Source organism: Oceanospirillum sp., from assembly GCF_048265165.1.
Classification (GTDB): Bacteria; Pseudomonadota; Gammaproteobacteria; order Pseudomonadales; family Halomonadaceae; genus Oceanospirillum.
The window spans coordinates 491155-508943 of sequence record NZ_JBLXCD010000002.1 but is presented as its reverse complement, the minus strand read 5'-3'; the positions used below and the strand labels follow the sequence as shown (position 1 = coordinate 508943).

18 protein-coding genes are annotated in these 17789 nt (G+C 50.8%); 14 read left to right on the top strand and 4 right to left on the bottom strand.

All coding sequences use genetic code 11. The features are described 5' to 3' along the window. Positions 1–3 precede the first annotated feature (3 nt). The 3 genes from ACN0R8_RS05890 (at position 4) to ACN0R8_RS05880 (ending at position 3069) form a co-directional block, all read left to right on the top strand. Complete coding sequence (locus ACN0R8_RS05890) at positions 4–1152, top strand: extracellular solute-binding protein (protein WP_417596012.1); 1149 nt, start codon at positions 4–6, stop codon at positions 1150–1152. 193 nt (positions 1153–1345) lie between these two features. After that, positions 1346–2182, top strand: coding sequence for an ABC transporter permease (locus ACN0R8_RS05885; RefSeq protein ID WP_417596010.1), 837 nt, complete (start codon positions 1346–1348; stop codon positions 2180–2182). Further along, the gene (locus tag ACN0R8_RS05880) at positions 2179–3069 is read left to right on the top strand and encodes an ABC transporter permease (RefSeq protein ID WP_417596008.1); all 891 of its coding nucleotides are present in this window, start codon (positions 2179–2181) and stop codon (positions 3067–3069) included. The genes ACN0R8_RS05885 and ACN0R8_RS05880 overlap by 4 nt, the downstream gene beginning before the upstream one ends. Before the next feature lie 149 nt (positions 3070–3218). Here the strand turns inward: ACN0R8_RS05880 and ACN0R8_RS05875 are convergent, their stop codons facing one another. Then, a complete protein-coding gene (locus tag ACN0R8_RS05875) occupies positions 3219–4082 on the bottom strand; it encodes a YicC/YloC family endoribonuclease (RefSeq protein ID WP_417596006.1) in 864 nt (287 codons plus the stop codon). 368 nt (positions 4083–4450) lie between these two features. Here ACN0R8_RS05875 and rph point away from each other — a divergent pair, with 368 nt between their 5' ends. Next, complete coding sequence (gene rph / locus ACN0R8_RS05870; protein ID WP_417596004.1) at positions 4451–5173, top strand: ribonuclease PH; 723 nt, start codon at positions 4451–4453, stop codon at positions 5171–5173. Between the two features lie 301 nt (positions 5174–5474). Here rph and ACN0R8_RS05865 read toward each other — a convergent pair whose 3' ends face one another. Further along, a complete protein-coding gene (locus ACN0R8_RS05865; protein ID WP_417596002.1) occupies positions 5475–6236 on the bottom strand; it encodes an exodeoxyribonuclease III in 762 nt (253 codons plus the stop codon). A 90-nt stretch (positions 6237–6326) separates the two neighbouring features. On the opposite strand from ACN0R8_RS05865, the gene pyrE reads away from it, so the two are divergent. The 4 genes from pyrE to ACN0R8_RS05845 all read left to right on the top strand — a co-directional run bounded on the left by pyrE (position 6327) and on the right by ACN0R8_RS05845 (position 9743). Continuing rightward, positions 6327–6974 carry an orotate phosphoribosyltransferase gene (gene pyrE / locus ACN0R8_RS05860; RefSeq protein WP_417596000.1) on the top strand — a complete coding sequence of 216 codons (648 nt, stop codon included), beginning with the start codon at positions 6327–6329 and terminating at the stop codon, positions 6972–6974. A gap of 106 nt (positions 6975–7080) precedes the next feature. Further along, a complete protein-coding gene (locus ACN0R8_RS05855; protein WP_417595998.1) occupies positions 7081–7629 on the top strand; it encodes a YfaZ family outer membrane protein in 549 nt (182 codons plus the stop codon). 74 nt (positions 7630–7703) lie between these two features. Then, positions 7704–9068, top strand: coding sequence for a deoxyguanosinetriphosphate triphosphohydrolase (locus ACN0R8_RS05850; protein ID WP_417595996.1), 1365 nt, complete (start codon positions 7704–7706; stop codon positions 9066–9068). Between the two features lie 273 nt (positions 9069–9341). Then, the gene (locus tag ACN0R8_RS05845) at positions 9342–9743 is read left to right on the top strand and encodes a PaaI family thioesterase (protein WP_417596369.1); all 402 of its coding nucleotides are present in this window, start codon (positions 9342–9344) and stop codon (positions 9741–9743) included. Positions 9744–9812: 69 nt separating this feature from the next. Here the strand turns inward: ACN0R8_RS05845 and ACN0R8_RS05840 are convergent, their stop codons facing one another. Continuing rightward, complete coding sequence (locus tag ACN0R8_RS05840) at positions 9813–10244, bottom strand: DUF423 domain-containing protein (protein ID WP_417595994.1); 432 nt, start codon at positions 10242–10244, stop codon at positions 9813–9815. Positions 10245–10422: 178 nt separating this feature from the next. On the opposite strand from ACN0R8_RS05840, the gene thiS reads away from it, so the two are divergent. From thiS to ACN0R8_RS05810, 6 genes are all read left to right on the top strand, one after another. Continuing rightward, positions 10423–10623: a sulfur carrier protein ThiS gene (thiS, locus tag ACN0R8_RS05835; RefSeq protein ID WP_417595992.1), complete on the top strand. Its 201-nt coding sequence runs from the start codon at positions 10423–10425 to the stop codon at positions 10621–10623. Positions 10624–10688: 65 nt separating this feature from the next. Beyond that, a complete protein-coding gene (locus ACN0R8_RS05830) occupies positions 10689–11486 on the top strand; it encodes a thiazole synthase (protein WP_417595990.1) in 798 nt (265 codons plus the stop codon). 113 nt (positions 11487–11599) lie between these two features. Continuing rightward, positions 11600–12385, top strand: a complete 786-nt coding sequence (gene trmB / locus ACN0R8_RS05825) for a tRNA (guanosine(46)-N7)-methyltransferase TrmB (protein ID WP_417595988.1) — start codon at positions 11600–11602, stop codon at positions 12383–12385. Positions 12386–12542: 157 nt separating this feature from the next. Beyond that, positions 12543–14543 carry a TonB-dependent receptor plug domain-containing protein gene (locus tag ACN0R8_RS05820; RefSeq protein ID WP_417595986.1) on the top strand — a complete coding sequence of 667 codons (2001 nt, stop codon included), beginning with the start codon at positions 12543–12545 and terminating at the stop codon, positions 14541–14543. Between the two features lie 32 nt (positions 14544–14575). Beyond that, positions 14576–15718 (top strand): hypothetical protein, encoded by a 1143-nt coding sequence (locus ACN0R8_RS05815; RefSeq protein WP_417595984.1) that lies wholly within the window; start codon positions 14576–14578, stop codon positions 15716–15718. Positions 15719–15789: 71 nt separating this feature from the next. After that, positions 15790–16887: a hemin-degrading factor gene (locus ACN0R8_RS05810; protein ID WP_417595982.1), complete on the top strand. Its 1098-nt coding sequence runs from the start codon at positions 15790–15792 to the stop codon at positions 16885–16887. Positions 16888–16993: 106 nt separating this feature from the next. On the opposite strand, the gene ACN0R8_RS05805 is transcribed toward ACN0R8_RS05810, so the two are convergent. Then, complete coding sequence (locus ACN0R8_RS05805) at positions 16994–17788, bottom strand: heme ABC transporter ATP-binding protein (protein ID WP_417595980.1); 795 nt, start codon at positions 17786–17788, stop codon at positions 16994–16996. Position 17789: the final 1 nt, after the last annotated feature.

The window sequence follows — 17789 nt, the reverse complement described above, 5'->3', positions numbered from 1 at the left end:
GCGATGACTTTCACTAAAGGGATGGCAACACTGGCGACCGCCGGTCTGATGGCAGTATCCGTAGCCGCCAGCGCAGAAACGGTACTGAACGTAGCAACCGCCGGTAGTCAGAACATGGTGGACTACGTAAAAACCTATCTGGCTCCCAAGTTTGAAGCCAGTCACCCAGATGTAAAAATCCGGGTATTTGGCACAGGCCCGGGTGATGCTGGCTCCCATAAAATTATGGAAAAATTGCAGGCGCAGAAAAAGAGCGGTTCTGACATCTGGGATATCGATGTGGCCGTTGTTCACCAGAAAATTGGTGGCGAAATGGTGCAAAAGGAGTTACTGGCTAACTACCGTTCCGATATTAAAACCGGTCAGCTGGTGACTCGTGATACCGCTAAAAATGCGCTGGGTACCAATGTGGATGGCTATGTAATGCCGATGTTCCACAGCCAGACCGCTATCGCTTACAACAGTGATCTGGTGAAAAACCCACCTAAGTCCTACGATGAACTGGTGCAGTGGACCGAAAAACACCCTAAGGCCTTCGGTTATAACGGCATCAAAAACGGTATGTCCGGCGTCAGCTTTGTCACCGGTTGGATCTATGCCTATGGCTCCGATGCAAAAACACTGTCCTCATCTGACTATGATGCCAACCTGAAAAACAGCTGGGCACCGGCACTGAGCAAGCTGAAGCAGTTCAACGAGAACGTGACCTTTACCCCGGGTAATGCCGGCACGCTGGATATGCTGAACCGTGGTGAGATCTTTATGGGTCCGGTTTGGGTGGATATGTTCTACAGCTGGAAAGATCAGGGCAAGATTCCTCCATCTCTGAAACTATCTCTGATCGCACCGGGTATGCCCGGCCAGCCGATGTACTACGTAACACCGGCTAAAGCAGCTCAATCTGAACTGGCCCGCGAGTTTATCGAGCTGGCCACCAGCCCGTCGGTTCAGGCCGAAGGTATCGTAAAACGCTTTAACTGGTATCCAGGTATCGACGCCGATCATGTGAAACCGGAGCTGGACTCTGCCAGCTGGAACAAGCTGTTTGCGGAAATTGGCCCAAAAGATCTGGCAACCAAGGGTAAGAGCTTCCCGATTGGACCTTACTTTAACGATATTAAAGAAAGCTACGAGCGTGAGGTATCTAACTGATCCTTATGATGTTTTTCAGTGCTCAGATACAGCCATAACAAGCCGGATCTGATCACTGTAAACCGAGTGGAAGTATCCGTGTCTTTTGTTATATGAAAGGGCTTCGGGTCTTTCCTCTGGGATCTGTTTGTTTTATCGGGCTGTGATTTTGATTACCCGACCACACCGGAACCGTTACTGCAGGACAATCGCCATGCGCGAAAAAACCGTATTGTCATTACTGATGGTCACACCAGCCATGCTGCTGATTGTGGCATTCTTTGTTTATCCGCTGGGCTTTTCCCTGCATTCGGCGGTGACTGATGAGAGTGGTCAGCTGACCCTGGCTCATCTGGTCAAATCTTTTGAATTATACAGTCAGGACATTTTATTCAGCCTGGTTATTGTGGCGTTATCTGTCGCCCTGATTGCTGTACTGTCCCTGACCATTGCAGGCCTGATCACCCTATCGCCGTATCAGCGTATGGTGTCTGTTCTGGGGTTGTTGTATCGCATGCCGTTGTTCATTCCTTTTATTGTTTCAGCACAGATGATGCGGACTTTTCTGGCTAAAAACGGGCTTATGAATAACACCTTTGTCGCCAGTGGCTTAATGGAACCCTTGGATACCATTTCTTTTCTGGGCTGGAGTGGAATTGTATTTACCTTTGTCTGGAAACAGCTGGCCTTTGCCACTCTGCTGGTCAGTGGTGCTATGGCGGCTCTGGAGCGTAATCAAATTCAGGCCGCCCGTAACCTGGGTGCAGGACGTGTGCGCATTCTGTTTGAAATTATGATTCCGCAAATTCTACCCAGCCTGGGCGTAGCGCTTATTTTATCCACAGTAACCATTATGTCCGTATTATCAGTGCCTCTGATGATAGGTACCGGCACACCCACTATGCTGACCGCCGATATGGCATTCCGAATCAATTCCTATGGTGATTATGGCGTAGCCAATGCGCTGGGTCTGATCTCTTATAGCATCACCGCAGTACTGGCCTGGTTCTATCTGAAACAAGGTCTGACCAACGGAGGTAAACCCGCATGATAGAGCCTGTATCTCAATCTTCAATGAATCAGATCTCTGATCAACCTGCAGGCTTGATCACTCGCCTGCAGGAGTATTTGAAAAATAGCCACTACAGCTTCTGGCTACAGGGTTTATTTTTACTGGTACTGGCATTACTGATTTTTGGCCCGGTGCTGAACCTGCTGTTATGGACGGTGGCGGAAGTTTGGTATTTCCCCCATAAACTACCTGTGGAATGGGGTTTTAAATACTGGGGGCAGGTGTTTAGTCCCTACAGTGATACTTCCGGTTCTTTGCTGACCAGTGTCGGGATCGCTCTGTTAACGGTACTGCTTTGTGTATTGGTGTCGGTACCCGCGGGGTACGCTCTTGCCCGACGTAGTCTGCCGTTTCGGGTGCTGGTAATGCTGCTGTTTTTATTGCCGCAGGCATTTCCAAATCTGGCGGTTTATATGAACGTTGCGCGTATTTTTTATGATCTGGGGCTAAACGGCACCATTACCGGGGTCGTTATGGTGCATACGGTGCATGGTTTGATGTTCTCAGTCTGGATCACAGTGGCCGCATTTTCTGCCACAGATCCTCTGCAGGAAAGAGCGGCCAGAAATTTGGGTGCAGGGCCAATACGTACCTTCTTCACCGTGAGTTTGCCGCAGGCGATGCCGGGTATTCTGGCGGGCTGCATCTTTGTGTTCCTGGAATCGCTGGATGAGTTTACCGGCACCTTCTTTGTTGGTGCGCCTGAGATCACAACACTGCCATTGCTGCTTTATACCGCCAGTATGGAAGGTAACTATCAGATCGCTTCGATTACCGCGCTGATCCTGTTAGTACCATCGGTACTGTTTATGCTGCTGGTGGATCGTTTTATGCGACCGGAGATGTTGTCGAAGATTGGGCATTAACTCGCTTAGATAGCGCGACTAAGCTTGTCGATATGGAAAAAGTGACGAAGGGCAATGGCGTGATGGAACGCCCTGTATTTACAGCGCTTTCAAAAGATAATACAGGGCTTTTAAGACATTCTTGGACGGGTAATTTTCTACCCAGGAAACTATTCGATGTTCTGAATCTGTTCGCGCATCTGCTCAATCAAAACCTTCAGTTCAACGGCACACTGGGTTGTCTCGGTGACGATGGACTTTGAGGACAGGGTGTTGGCTTCGCGGTTCAGTTCCTGCATCAGGAAGTCGAGGCGGCGACCGACGGGGTCTTTCTTCTTCAGGGTGCGGCGTACTTCTTTAACGTGGGTGTCCAGGCGGTCAAGCTCTTCGGCGACGTCGGTTTTGTTGGCGACGAGTACCATCTCCTGCTCGATACGGGTGGGGTCGAGGTCGTCTTTGATGCTGTCCAGTTTATCCAGAATCAGCTGGCGCTGACGCTCCAGAATCCCCGGTAGTGCGGCGCGTACCTGTACGACGATGGCGTCGATGCCGTCCAGTCGTTGGCTGATCAGGTTAGCCAGTTCTTCACCTTCCCGTGCCCGCATGGCGATCAGATCCTGCAGACCTTTTTTGTACAGATCAAGGGCGGCTTTTTTCAGCTGATCGGCGTCTACTTCTTCATTCTGCAGTACGCCGGGCCATTGCATAATTTGCAGTGGATTGATGGAGCCCGGTTTGCTCAGATGGCTGCTGATGGTTTCGGCGGCACTGGCCAGTTGCTTCACCAGTTGCTCATCAATATTGAGGCTGTCGCTGACTTGCGCCGGATGAAAGCGCAGCACAGATTCCACTTTGCCCCGGTTCAGGCTTTTACGCTGCAGGTCTCGGATAGCAGGTTCCAGCTCGCGCAGGGTGTCCGGCAATCGGAAGTGAGGTTCCAGAAAGCGTTGGTTGACCGAGCGGATCTCCCAGCTGAGAGTGCCCCAGGGATGCTGTTCTTCCTGACGGGTAAAGGCGGTCATGCTGTGAGTCATTATGTGCTCCGGTCGGATTTTGAGGCAGTTGCGTCGATGATGAGGTGCAATAAGTGCCACGTTAAGTCTTTTTATGCTGGCGCTAGTTTAGCGAAAGCGCGGGATAATGTTTAGCAGACTTGGACAATGAAAATGAGCGTTGTTAGCTTCAGTCGGGGAAAGTCTCCGCGGGTGCTGGCTTAACGTGTATAATTGGCGTATCTGATCTTAGCGCTGGCGCTTTTTTATGGTGCTGGTGTCATCAAGCTTAGGGCTTCTGCCCTGCTGTGGTTTCGCTGATCTCTTTTTTGCCAAAATGTTAAGCAGCGAAGTCCTGTCTTCGGTTTTAACCCATTTGATTTTCAATTAAACAAACGAAAAGGTGTTCTATGGTTTCTCGTCCGAGTGGACGTGCATCTGATGCGATGCGCGCGGTGAAAATCACCCGCAACTATACCTGTCATGCAGAAGGTTCTGTTCTGGTTGAATTTGGTAATACTAAGGTGATCTGTACGGCGTCGGTTGATGCGTCTGTTCCTCGTTTTCTGCGCGGTAAAAATCAGGGGTGGGTAACGGCGGAATATGGCATGCTGCCGCGTTCTACCGGTAGCCGTATGGGTCGTGAGGCGGCTCGTGGTAAGCAGTCAGGTCGTACTCAGGAGATTCAGCGCCTGATCGGTCGTTCTCTGCGTGCAGCGGTTGATATGCAGGCTCTGGGCGAGCATACCATTCAGATCGATTGTGATGTGATTCAGGCAGATGGTGGTACCCGTACCGCGTCGATCACAGGAGCCTGTGTGGCGCTGGTGGATGCGATCCGCTGGATGCAGCGTGAGAAGATGATCAAGGGCGATCCTCTGAAGCAGATGATCGCTTCGATCTCTGTGGGTGTTTACAAAGGTATGCCGGTTCTGGATCTGGACTATCCGGAAGACTCTATCGCTGAAACTGATATGAATGTGGTGATGACGGATCTGGGCGGCTTTATTGAGGTTCAGGGTACTGCGGAAGGTGCACCTTATACTCAGGAAGAGCTGCTGGCGATGTTAGAGCTGGCGAAGAAAGGCTGTACCGAGCTATTTGAGATGCAGCAACAGGCGTTGGCGGAGTAGGTTACATACTTTACTGCAGATAGATTTTCTACCGTTTAAGAAAGGTGTACCAGTCTGACGGCAGATGCAAAGAAGCCCGTGATCACTGTTGGAAGTGGTCACGGGCTTCTTTTTGTCACCTGTCTGACAAGCTGGTCCGGGGTACCTCTGCACCTTTTGGGCGGCACTTTAGGATATTCTCTGTGTGCCGTATTCATCGTAAGCCAGAACCCTGCTTTTGATCTGAATCTGATCGTTGCCGTCCTGAAACGGCAGAGGGTAAAAAATCCGGCAGGTGCAGGTACTTTCCCGGGTACCAGAATTACAGGTCGATATCGTATTCAATCACCAGAGGTGCGAACTCTGAGAAGTTAGCCTGAGTATCAAACCAGGCATTGACGATATTGCGCCGCATGTTCGGCCCCGTTACCTGATAGTCGATTCTCCAGCCATCCTGACGGTTACGCGGTTTATCAACCTCTGGATACCAGGAGTACTGGCCTTCTTCGCGGTTGACCTCACGGAAGGCATCCAAAAAGCCCATGGGGCCAAATACCTGATCCAGCCAGGCGCGCTCCACCGGGCGGAACCCAGGTGTGTCCTGATTGTTAGCCCAGTCCGCCAGATCGATAGTTTTGTGGGCGATATACCAGCTGCCGCAGATAATGTGCTCACGGCGCTTGCGGCGCAGTTTTTTCAGATACTCGTTGAACTGCTCCATAAAGGCATATTTTGCCTGAGGATCGCTGTTATCCGGCATCAGAAAAGACGCGATGCTGAACTTATCGAAGTCCGCCTGAATAAAGCGGCCTTCAAAATCCGCCTGTTCAAAACCAAGACCTGTCATAATCGCTTTGGGCAGTTTGCGGCAATAAATGCCAACACCGCCAAAGTTGTCCTGATCTGCATCGAAAAAGTAGCCTTCATAACCCTGTGGATACAGAACTGAATCGTCCAGTTCATAGGACTTGGCCTGCAGATTTTGTACACAGATAACGTCTGCATCCTGCTGTTGAAGCCAGTCCAGAAAGCCTCTGTCTACGGCCCGGCGAATGCCGTTTAAGTTAATGTTGATGATCTTCATACGTGGTTCCTGCTACGACGAGCGTGTATGATACCCGAGCTTTAGACGTTTTGGTAAATACTCAGCAGCCAAATCTACCGGAGTTTATGAATGCAAGACTACCAGCGCGAGTTTATTGAGTTTGCAATTGAGCAAAATGTACTACGTTTCGGCGAATTTACCCTAAAATCAGGCCGAATCAGCCCTTATTTCTTTAATGCGGGTTTGTTCAAATCAGGTCAGGCTTTAGCCCGTTTAGGTCGATTCTACGCGCAGGCGATCTCTGCATCAAAAGTTGAATATGATGTTGTCTTTGGCCCAGCCTATAAAGGTATCCCTTTAGCAGCAGTTACAGCTGTTGCATTGGCGGATCATCACGACCGCGATGTACCTTATGTGTTTAACCGTAAAGAAGCCAAAGATCACGGTGAAGGTGGTGTTCTGGTGGGTGCTGACCTGAAAGGCAAGGTGTTGATCATTGATGATGTGATCACTGCTGGCACCGCGATCCGTGAAGTGATGCAGATTATTGATGCCAATGGTGCACAACCTGGCGGCGTTGTGATCGCACTGGACCGTCAGGAGCGAGGCAAGGGTGAACTGTCTGCTATTCAGGAAGTCGAACGTGACTTCAATATGCCGGTGGTGAGTATTATCACGCTGGAACAGGTATTGCTGTACCTGGATGAGAAAGGTGATGATAGCACTAAACGGCATGCAGATGCGATTCGTCAGTATCGCGAGCAGTACGGTATCTGAATACCGGGCATTAACCTGCACTGAATAAAGATATTTTATTGATTTTGGCGAATCTTTTATGCATATCGCCAGAGAATTTTATCGATTGCACTTATCCGAGGTTCCGATGAAACGATTAGCTTTAGCGGCATTAACTGCGGGAATGGCGGTGACAGCTCAGGCGGCCACCATTGACCTGAATATCAATAACGAAACAATCCGTGCGGAATACGACGCGCCTCTGCCCCAGAATCGCCTGAATATGGCCGTGGGTGCTCTGTACCATGAAGAGAAAAATTCCGATGCTTTGGTGGGACACCTTGGACTGCACACACAGGAAGATACCGCAACCTATAGCATTGGTGTCGGTGGGCGTATCTATGCTCTGACTGGTACAGGTGATATTGATGGTGCGGCTATAGGGCTGGGACTTCAGGGTGGCTTTTCTTTTGCGCAGATTCCTCAGATGCGCTTTGGAGGTCATCTGTATTTTGCCCCTCAGGTTGCCTCATTTGGTGACGTTGATGGTATGACCGACCTTTCATTGCGTGTCTATTACCAGGCGCTTCAGGATGTGGATGTCTATCTGGGCTGGCGGAAAATGGAAGTCGATGTGGGGGCTGGTTCAGATGACCTGGATAGCAACCTTAACTTTGGCTTTGTTATGAATTTCTGATCATAACACCTTTGATCTGAAACTGATTTAACGGCAATCTGTTGGCTTATGATAATCCTTATAGGGAGCAATGCATGAGTCAACAGATGATGTCCTGGCAACAGTTACTCTCCAGCCAGCGGCTGCAGGGTATGTCCCGGCATGGTATCGATGATGTCGGGCGCTCTCCCTTCCATAAAGATCATGACCGTGTGGTTTTTTCCGGCTCTTTCAGACGCATGGGCCGTAAAACTCAGGTTCACCCACTAGCGGAAAATGATCATATCCATACCCGGTTAACCCATAGCCTTGAAGTGAGTTGTGTCGGGCGCAGCCTGGGCATGATGGTAGCTGATAGCCTGCGGCATCAGCTGCCTGATAATATCTCCCCTGCTGACCTTGGCGTTATTGTACAAAGTGCCTGTCTGGCGCACGATATTGGTAACCCACCCTTTGGTCATGCTGGTGAGTATGCGATCCGTGACTGGTTTCTGCAGGCGGAGAAACAGGGGCGGCTGGATGGCCTGACCCCGGAGCAGAAAGCAGATCTGATCACGTTTGAAGGTAATGCCCAGGGTTTTCGTATGGTGACTCAGGTGGAGTACAACCAGTTCGCTGGTGGTATGAAGCTGACCTATGCCACTCTTGGTACTTTTCTGAAATACCCTTGGACGGCAACTTATGCCTCAAGCCCCGACAACACAAAAAGCGCCGGTAAATTCAGCTGCTATCAGACTGAGTTGCCTATGTTGCAGGAAACCGCAAAAGCTCTGGGCTTGATTCAGTTAGCTGATCAACTTTGGTGTCGTCATCCGCTGGTCTATCTGGTGGAGGCTGCAGATGATCTCTGTTATGCCCTTCTGGATCTGGAAGATGGTCTTGAGATGGAGATTCTTGCCTATCAGGAAGTGGAAGATCTGCTGCTACAGATTGCAGGCAGTGAGCCGGAAGGGTATCGCCGGTTGGCAAAGGCCTCGAACCGACGCCGGGTCGCTGCTCTACGGGGAGCAGCCATGGAGCAGGTCGTTGCAGCGGTATCGAAAGCCTTTGTGGAGCATCAGGAAGAGCTGCTTGCTGGCCGCTTTAACCGGGATCTGATTGATGCCTGCCCACCGGATATCGCCCAGGGAGTGGCTCAGGCGAAGCAGATGGCTCAGCAGCGTATTTTTGACCACCCACGTAAAGCGAAACTGGAGATAGGGGCTTATACAACTCTGGGTGTTTTGCTGGAGAATTTTTGCGGCGCAGTGGATGAGTTGAGCTTACTTAAAGAGACCGGGTCGGATGCACCGTTAAGCTTTAAACACAAACGAGTGCTGTCGCTGATTGGTGAGAATATTCCTGATACCGGCTGGAGCCGCTATGAGGCTTATCGTCGGGTACTGGATTTTATTGGTGGTATGACTGACAACTATGCCGTCGACCTGGCGCAGGAGATGGGTGGGCGCTTGAACGGATGATTCGTGAACAAAGAGTTACAACAGAGGCTAGGCATCGTAACGATACAAACCTCATACTGATGCTGATAGTTGTGCATTTTATAAGGCTGGCTCCCATGCTCTGCGTGGTAGCTTCCGGTCTGTGCAACATAGACATTCCCACGCGGAACATGGGAATGAGCAAAACTGATCGTCATAATAAAAACAGGCTCAGGAGTCGTTATGACCACTGCAACAATAACAACAAAAGCAACCTCTACCTCAGAGAATACAACCGGGCAGTCAGACACTGTCATGACTGTAGGTGAGATCAACCAGTTTCTTCACAAAGAGTTCCCCCAGCATATTGGTGTTGTCACCGAAATGGGAAAAAACAGTGCCGTGATGCGACTGGATGTGGATGATGCCCATCTGCGCCCCGGAGGAACCGTTTCCGGGCCCACGATGATGGCGCTGGCGGATATCTGTCTCTATGTCGCTATTCTTGGGCAGATCGGTCCGGTGGCGCTGGCGGTAACCACTAACCTGAATATCAACTTCCTCAGAAAGCCGGAGCCGGCCAAAGCGATGATCGCTGAGGCACGCCTGCTAAAATTGGGTAAGCGCCTGGCGGTAGGCGAGATCAGCATCTATTCAGAAGGTGATGATGAGCCGGTGGCTCATGTCACTGCGACTTACTCAATTCCACCGCGCTGATCCGAGGTATAAATCGCCCTGAAGAACGGCCCACCATAATCCTTGTAGGTCGTGGCTTTAGCCCGACAATCAGCGTTTGTGCTGATAAAAACCGTAATGAGCCAGACTTAACCAGCCCAGCGCCATCAGAAAACCGCCGGTCGGTGTGATGGCTCCGGTGGCAAACCCCAGCAGATGTTTGCCGTAGATGCCGCCACAAAAGGCGAGGATCGCGGCAAGAAACAGTAACGCCGGTATCAGGGCGCGTTTTCTTAGACCCTCTCCTTTACGCAGAGTACTGCCCGCCATCCATAGGCTGACCGCCAGTGTCAGGCTGTTAAATTGCTGATAGCGAACTGCCGTTTGCAGGCTATTCAGGATGTCAGGGTCGGTACTGCTGAAGCCATGACTTAGCCAGGCATCCAGAAATACGCTGGATGCGCCCAGTAATCCCGCCAATAGCCACAAAAGGCCGTAAAAATAAAAAAGTGCTTTTTTGGGTGTTTCTACAGGATTTTGCATCAGGTAGCTCCAGATTAGGGCCGCAAAGCCGGAGGTTTGAGGTACAATGTTACCCCTTTTTTATATCAGCAGTGACACATGGAAATTGTCGAAGGGCAATATACTCCCCATCATGCCGAAATTTACAGTCACTGATGAAAACACGACATACTAACCGACAGATCAGGTAGCAAAAGCGATGCAGATACTGGTTAATGGTGAGCCAAAAGAACTTTCCGATCAGGCGACACTGGCGGACTTAATCGCTGAGATGGAACTGGCCGGTAAGCGGATCGCTGTAGAGGTCAACGCTGAGATTGTGCCTCGTAGCCAGCATGGGGAAACCCGACTGAATGCGGGTGATGAGGTTGAGATTGTTCATGCCATCGGTGGTGGCTGATACATCCGTTGCGACGTACGCGCTTGACCAAAAACATAACAAACAGAGACAGGGGAAATCATTCGATGACTGATTCGATCAACAAAGACGATCTTCTGACCATTGCAGGGAAAAGTTATCAGTCCCGTTTGCTGGTGGGCACCGGTAAATATAAAGATCTGGAAGAGACCCGCCTGGCCATTGAAGCCAGTGGCGCAGAGATTGTCACCGTTGCGGTGCGTCGTACCAATATCGGACAGAATCCGGATGAGCCGAATCTGCTGGATGTGATCACCCCGGACAAGTACACGATTCTACCCAATACTGCAGGCTGCTACACCGCTGAAGATGCCGTGCGTACCTGTCGTCTGGCCCGTGAGTTGCTGGATGGCCATAATCTGGTGAAGCTGGAAGTACTGGGCGATCAGAAGACGCTATACCCGGATATGGAAGAAACTCTGAAGGCGATGAAAACCCTGATCTCCGATGGTTTTGATGTCATGGTTTACTGCAATGATGATCCGATTGCAGCAAAAAAACTGGAGGATATGGGGGCGTGTGCCATTATGCCGTTGGGCTCTCTGATCGGTTCCGGTCTGGGTATTCTCAACCCTCACAACATCCGTATCATCATGGAAAGCGCTAATATTCCAGTGCTGGTGGATGCCGGTGTGGGTACAGCTTCTGATGCAGCCATCGCCATGGAGATGGGTTGTGAAGCGGTTTTGATGAACACAGCCATTGCCGGAGCGAAAGACCCGGTGCTGATGGCTTCGGCTATGCGCAAGGCGATTGAGGCTGGCCGTGAAGCTTATCGTGCTGGACGTATGCCCCGTAAAAAATATGCCAGTGCATCATCTCCGTTAGATGGGCTGATTGACTGAGTTTATCCGTAAGTGCACTGAGATTCGGGCAGGCCTGTTTTACAGGGTTGCCGATGTTTTTCAATCAATACCCTCACTTTTTAAATAACACCATACAGGTTTAAAGAACGACAATGTCTGATGCAACTGATGCTCAAAACCCGAATCAAGCTGTCAACGAGGCTGAGGTTTCTGGGCAGCCGGTAGAAAGCCAGGAAAGAAAAGAGAACGAAACGCCTGAAGAACATAAGCGCCGTATTCGCAGCTTTGTCCTGCGTACCGGTCGTATGACGGCGGGCCAACAGCGTGGTATGGATGAGTTCTGGCCAAAATGGGGGCTGACTCTGGAGCAGGGTGAAATCGACCCGCAACAGGTTTTTGGTCGAGAGGCACCCCTGGTGATCGAGATCGGTTTTGGTATGGGCCACTCCCTGTTTGAACAAGCGAAAACCATGCCAGATCATAACTTTATCGGTATCGAAGTGCACACGCCGGGCGTTGGTAAGTTACTGGCCGAAGCTGGCGATGCTGGCCTGACCAATCTGCGGGCTTATGAAGACGATGCCGTTGAGATTCTGAACCAATGCATTCCGGATGGCTCGGTTGACCTGCTGCAGCTATTTTTCCCGGACCCATGGCACAAAAAGCGCCATCATAAGCGTCGTATTGTGCAGCCTGAATTTGTTCAGCTGTTGCGCAAGAAACTGAAAGTGGGTGGTCGCTTCCATATGGCCACTGATTGGGAAAATTACGCCGAGCATATGGTAGAAGTGATGCAGGTTGCGGAAGGTTATGAAAATACCGCTGCCGATGGTGACTATGTACCGCGCCCGGATTCCCGGCCGATTACCAAGTTTGAAAAACGGGGTGAGCGCCTCGGTCATGGCGTGTGGGATATTATCTATCGTCGGGTAAGCTGATAAGCTGAATCTGTTTTTGTGAAACGGCCTGAGGGCCGTTTTTTTATACCTGCGCCAAAAATAAAAATAGTTCTCATTACCATTGTATTTTAATTTAATGCTAATTATTATCGTTTAGCTTCAAATTAACTTAATATCTCTGGTTGCAGGATCTATTGTGAAATATCCCTTAAATCTGATCGTTTTCTCAGTGGCTCTGTTGTCTTCGGGCGTCGTGCTTTCAGCAGATGACGGGGTTTCCGGGGAAGAGACCTGGGTGGTGACCGGCACCCGAACCGAGCGCCTGCTGGAGGATGCTCCGGTACGCACTGAGGTGATCTCCCGGGAACTGATTGATACGTTACATGCCCGCAATGTCAGCGAAGCGCTGAAAACGGTTTCGGGTCTTATGCTGAAAGATATTCATGGTAAAGGCGGTCAGGAAGTCTGGTTGCAGGGGCTGGATGCTGATCGGGTTCTGATTCTGGTTAATGGCCGACCTGTCACGGCCAGTACAGGCTCATCGGTGGATGTCAGTCAACTGGCCACTGCGGATATTGAACGTATAGAGATCGTAAAAGGTGCCACTTCAGCGCTGTATGGCAGTTCAGCGATGGGTGGTGTGGTGAATATTATCACCCGTCGACCGGATAAAGCGTTCAGTCTTTCTGTAACCGCCGATGCCGGCAGCTATGATCAGGGGAACATCGGTAACTCTGATTTGAGTCTGGGCGGTAGGGCGCAGGATATCAGCTCCCGCTATGGTCAATTAAATCTTGGGATGAATAAAGGTAACTGGAGTGCCGTACTGAATGGCAGCGTCAGGGATACCGATGGTTATGATCTTGATCTGGATACACCCGGCAGAGATGGTTTATCCGGCACAAAAACCAATGTTTCTGCGCGCCTGACCTATGAAACACTGTCGGGTAATGAATACTTTGTTGAGCCCAGTTACTACAAAGAAGACACCACTGCAGAGAACCTGCTGTTTACACCTGGAGTGGGTTATCGGGATAAAACCGAAGTTGCGGAACGTCAGCATCTGGATGCAGGGGCGCGTTTTCAGTTTGGTGAGGATAAGCTGGCTTTATATCTGACCCAGGAAACGTTTAGTGATACCACCGAGAAAGGTGATATCCGTACCGCAGAACAAAAGATTCTTCGAGGTAGTGTCCAATGGGACACGCCTCTGGCCGATAACCAGCTACTGACCCTGGGAGCCGATCTGTCCCAGGCAGAGCTGGAACAGTATCTGGATAAGCCCACCCTGACCGGTTATCAGCGAACGGAAGAGATCGGTAACGGAACGGATAACAAGAGTGCCGAACTGTTTGTTCAGAACGATATTTTTCTGGGAAGTCACTGGGAGTTATTGCCCGGTGTGCGCTATCAGTATGATTCTGATTTTGGCAGTCACTACACGCCCAAGGTCAATCTATCTTATACCCCAGACTGGCTAGATGCTGCGGAGGTGCGTATTCGGGCGGGTGTGGGCATGGGATATCGTGTTCCTAACCTTAAAGAACGCTACTACGTTTTTGATCATAGTAATTTGGGCTATATGGTCATGGGAAACCCGGACCTTCAGCCGGAGCGCTCGGATAGTTATCAGATTGGTGCAGAGCTGAGCTTCCCCTCCGGGCTGAGTATGGATCTGAGTCTTTATCGCAATAATCTGACCGACCTCATCACGTCTGCCTCGAATGCTGACCACCCCAGAAGTACACCATCCGTCGTCATTTACGAATATCTGAATATTGACCGAGCCACAATTACCGGTGCCGAGCTGGCGCTAAAAGGTCAGTGGCGTCACCTGCTGTATTGGGATACGGCACTGACCTTGATGGATACCGAAAATGCATCGACAGGAAAGCAGCTTACCGGTCGTCCTCAGCAGCAGTTTAAAACCGGCCTGACGCTCAAGCCGGGATCAGGTTTTAGTGCTTCGCTGCTGGGCAGTTATGAGAGTAAGAGCTTTAGCGATGTCGACAATAAGCATTACACGCCCGCCTGGAGCACCTGGGATCTGAAACTGAATCAGCAAATCAATCCGCATCTGAAAGTCTATCTGGGCGTCGACAACCTCGCTGATGTCACTAAAGACCCTTCAGATCCCTACGACCAGGGCCCGCATCCCGGGCGCTTCGTCTATTCCGGCTTAAGAGTCGATCTTTAATATTTTTTCTGCTAACCGTTACGGAGAACATCATGAATTTAGAGTTACCCTTTACCCGTTCTTTACTGAGCACTGCTGTTCTGGCGGCAACACTGACACTGACCGGCTGCTTAGGGTCGGGTAGTGATGATGATTCCGATGGTGATACCGCAGCAGGTGAGACGGGTGCGGGTTCCTGGCAGGCTGCAACGGCCTCTCCTGGTCTGACACCGGATTCGGGGGCTGTTTACTGGGATCTTGAAACTAACAGTATTGTTACCGAGTATGATGATTGGGAGCTTAAGGTCGAGAAGTCCGGCTATAGCACAGTTTACTCGCTGAACGGCGGTGCATCAGGCTCCGGTCAGGCGGCGATTGTCGGTAGTGATAAAGCAGGTGATGCTCAGGGTGTTGGTGCTCTTTTAGCGGACTCTGTATGGGATGTCACAGATCCTGCTGATACCAGTCAGGTTTATAAGTATTTTACCGATTCCACCGAGGGAGCCTTTAATGCGCCCGGTGATTTTGGTGCGTTGGAATATGGTGCTGCGGGCGGGCATGCCATGTGGCCAACCTTTGCGGTCTACCTGATTGACGATGATGAAGGTAACCACCATAAAGTTCAGGTTCTGAGTAATACCGGTGAGAACGGTGATCTTTCCTCCGCCAGTCTCTTTATCCGCTATGCCGATGCTGCCACAGGTGCAGTGGAGAAAACGATCAGTCTGGACGCCACCGGTGGAGCGGCGGTAGGTCTTGATCTGTCCGGAGATATCACGGTTGCTGATACCGCAACGAACACCGCATGGGATATGGCTTATCAGAAGTATGTAGGCTTCAGCCTTAATGCTTCCGCTAAAGCCTGCGTTGCTCATCAGTATGATGCGCTTTATGACGCGGATGGTAACCCGGTTGCCGCCGAGTTCGAGAAACTAACCGCAGCAAATACCCTGGCTGAATTTGATGCTGTTAAGGCGGATGACTGTGTTACCGCTGCGGATGCAGTAAAAACGCTGATGCCATCAAGTGGCTGGTATGACTACGACAGCACAACGCATATCGTTACCGTACATGAACAAGGCGACAGCAATGGCTGGATTGTAAAATCAGCAGATGGTAATGCTTATGGCCGAATTCACTTCAGCAGCTATAGCCCGCTGACCCTTCAGGTGGAGCAGTGGAAGGCGGCAGAGTAAATCCCAGCGCCAAACCATAAACAATAGAACCTCGCTTGATAAGTGAACCATCAAAAAATAAGGGAGACGGCATGATTCAACATCCGAGTCACGATAGCTTGAATAGCCTGCGCGAGCGTGTCGCACGCTTTAAAGCAGATAATCCTAAGCTAAGAATCCGCAATGTGGCAGACGCCCTGGGGGTTAGTGAAGTTGAGCTGGTGGCGCTTAACTGTGGAGACAGTGTTACCAGTGTTACTCGGCTGCGTTCTGATCCGGAAAGCTTGCGTCAATTGATGGCAGAGATGCGTACACTGGGCTCCGTCATGGCTTTGTCCCGGAATGACAGTGTGGTTCACGAAAAAACCGGCGTATATGGCAAGTTGGCTGGCGGCTCAGATGTTGGCTTGTTTCTGGGTGAAATTGATCTGCGTATTTTCTTTAAGCGGTGGGCTTTTGCTTATCATGTAGCAGAGGGTGAGCGGCGCAGCCTGCAGTTTTTTGATCAGGCGGGTACGGCGGTCCATAAAGTTTATGCTAATGCTGACACGGATATTCAGCGTTTGGATCAACTGGTTACCCGCTATCGGGTTGAGGAGCAGTCCGCCGGACAGTATATCGATCCTGAGCTTGCTGCTCAGGCTGATCAGCGGGTTATCAAGCCGACTCAAGTCGATACGGATGTTGATCTGGACGATTTCCGGGCAGACTGGGATCAGTTAAAGGATGTGCATGATTTTTCCGGCCTGTTGAAAAAACATAACGTAGAGCGGAAACAGGCGTTTCGTCTGGCAGGGGAGGAACGGGCTAAACCTCTGCCGGTTGAGGTGCTGGAGCAGGCGTTAGAAAAGGCGGCTCAGCAAAAGCTACCGATTATGCTTTTTGTGGGCAACACCGGTATTGTTCAGATCCATACCGGGCCGGTCAATAAACTGGTGCGCATGGGGCCTTGGTACAATGTGCTTGATCCGGGCTTTAATCTGCATGCGAACACAGAGACTTTTTCTGAAGCCTGGCTGGTTCGGCGCCCCACCGAAGATGGTGTGGTCTCTTCTCTGGAGTTCTTCGATCAACAGGGCTATCAGGTGCTGCAGTTGTTTGGGGCGAGGAAGCCAGGGCAAAAAGAGCTGACCGAATGGCAGGCGCTGCTGGAAACACTGGAACGGTCAGGCGAGGCCGAATCGATTTAACACCGGGTTACGCTATAAAAATCAGGTTGTACTATAAAAAAAGGGTTGTTGCCTTAGCTGGTTACAACCCTTTTTTAGCTTTAATGATTGGGTTTTCTGGGGTTCGTCAGATCAGAATAGGCTGGCCGCTACTCATATGAATTTTCTCGGGTAGGTATTGCCAGTGCCGCTCGATGGTCTCAGGTGTCAGAATCGCTTCCGGTTCACCCTGCAGGGCAATTTCACCGTTATCAATCAGGCAGCAGTAATCGCAGTACTGCAAGGCCTGATTCAGGTCATGCAGGATCACGAGTACACCATAGCCTTGATTTTTTGCCAGATCACGGGCGAGGGAGAGGATACCGTGCTGCTGCCCCAGATCCTGAGCAGACGTTGGCTCATCCAGCATCAGCAGTGGTGTGCTTTCTGCCTGACTTAATTGCAAAAGTACACGGGCCAGCTGTACGCGCTGGCGCTCACCGCCGGACAAAGAGGGGTAGCTTCGCTCTGCGAGATGTCGGCAGTCGGTATGCTCCATCAGATTGTAGATCAGCTGCCAGCCCTCTTTATGACCTATGGTCAGCGGGGTGAGTCCCAGAGCAACCACCTCCTGGGCCAGAAAAGGGAAGGTCAGTTCGCTGGACTGAGCCAGTACCCCCAAATGTTGTGCCAGTGCCTTATGCTGCCAATCCTGGCGTGGCTTACCATGGAGCAGAACGCGGCCCTCGCTTTCAATGGTGCCGGTAATCGCCTTAAACAGTGTGGATTTACCGGCACCGTTAGGGCCGAGAACGCCCATGACCTCGCCAGCTTTAAGCTCCAGATTATCCAGATTCAGCAGGCTTTTGGTGCCCACCTGCACATGCAGGTTACTGAGATGTAGCATGGCTTTTTCTGCCTTGATGTTTTTTTTCAGAGTCATA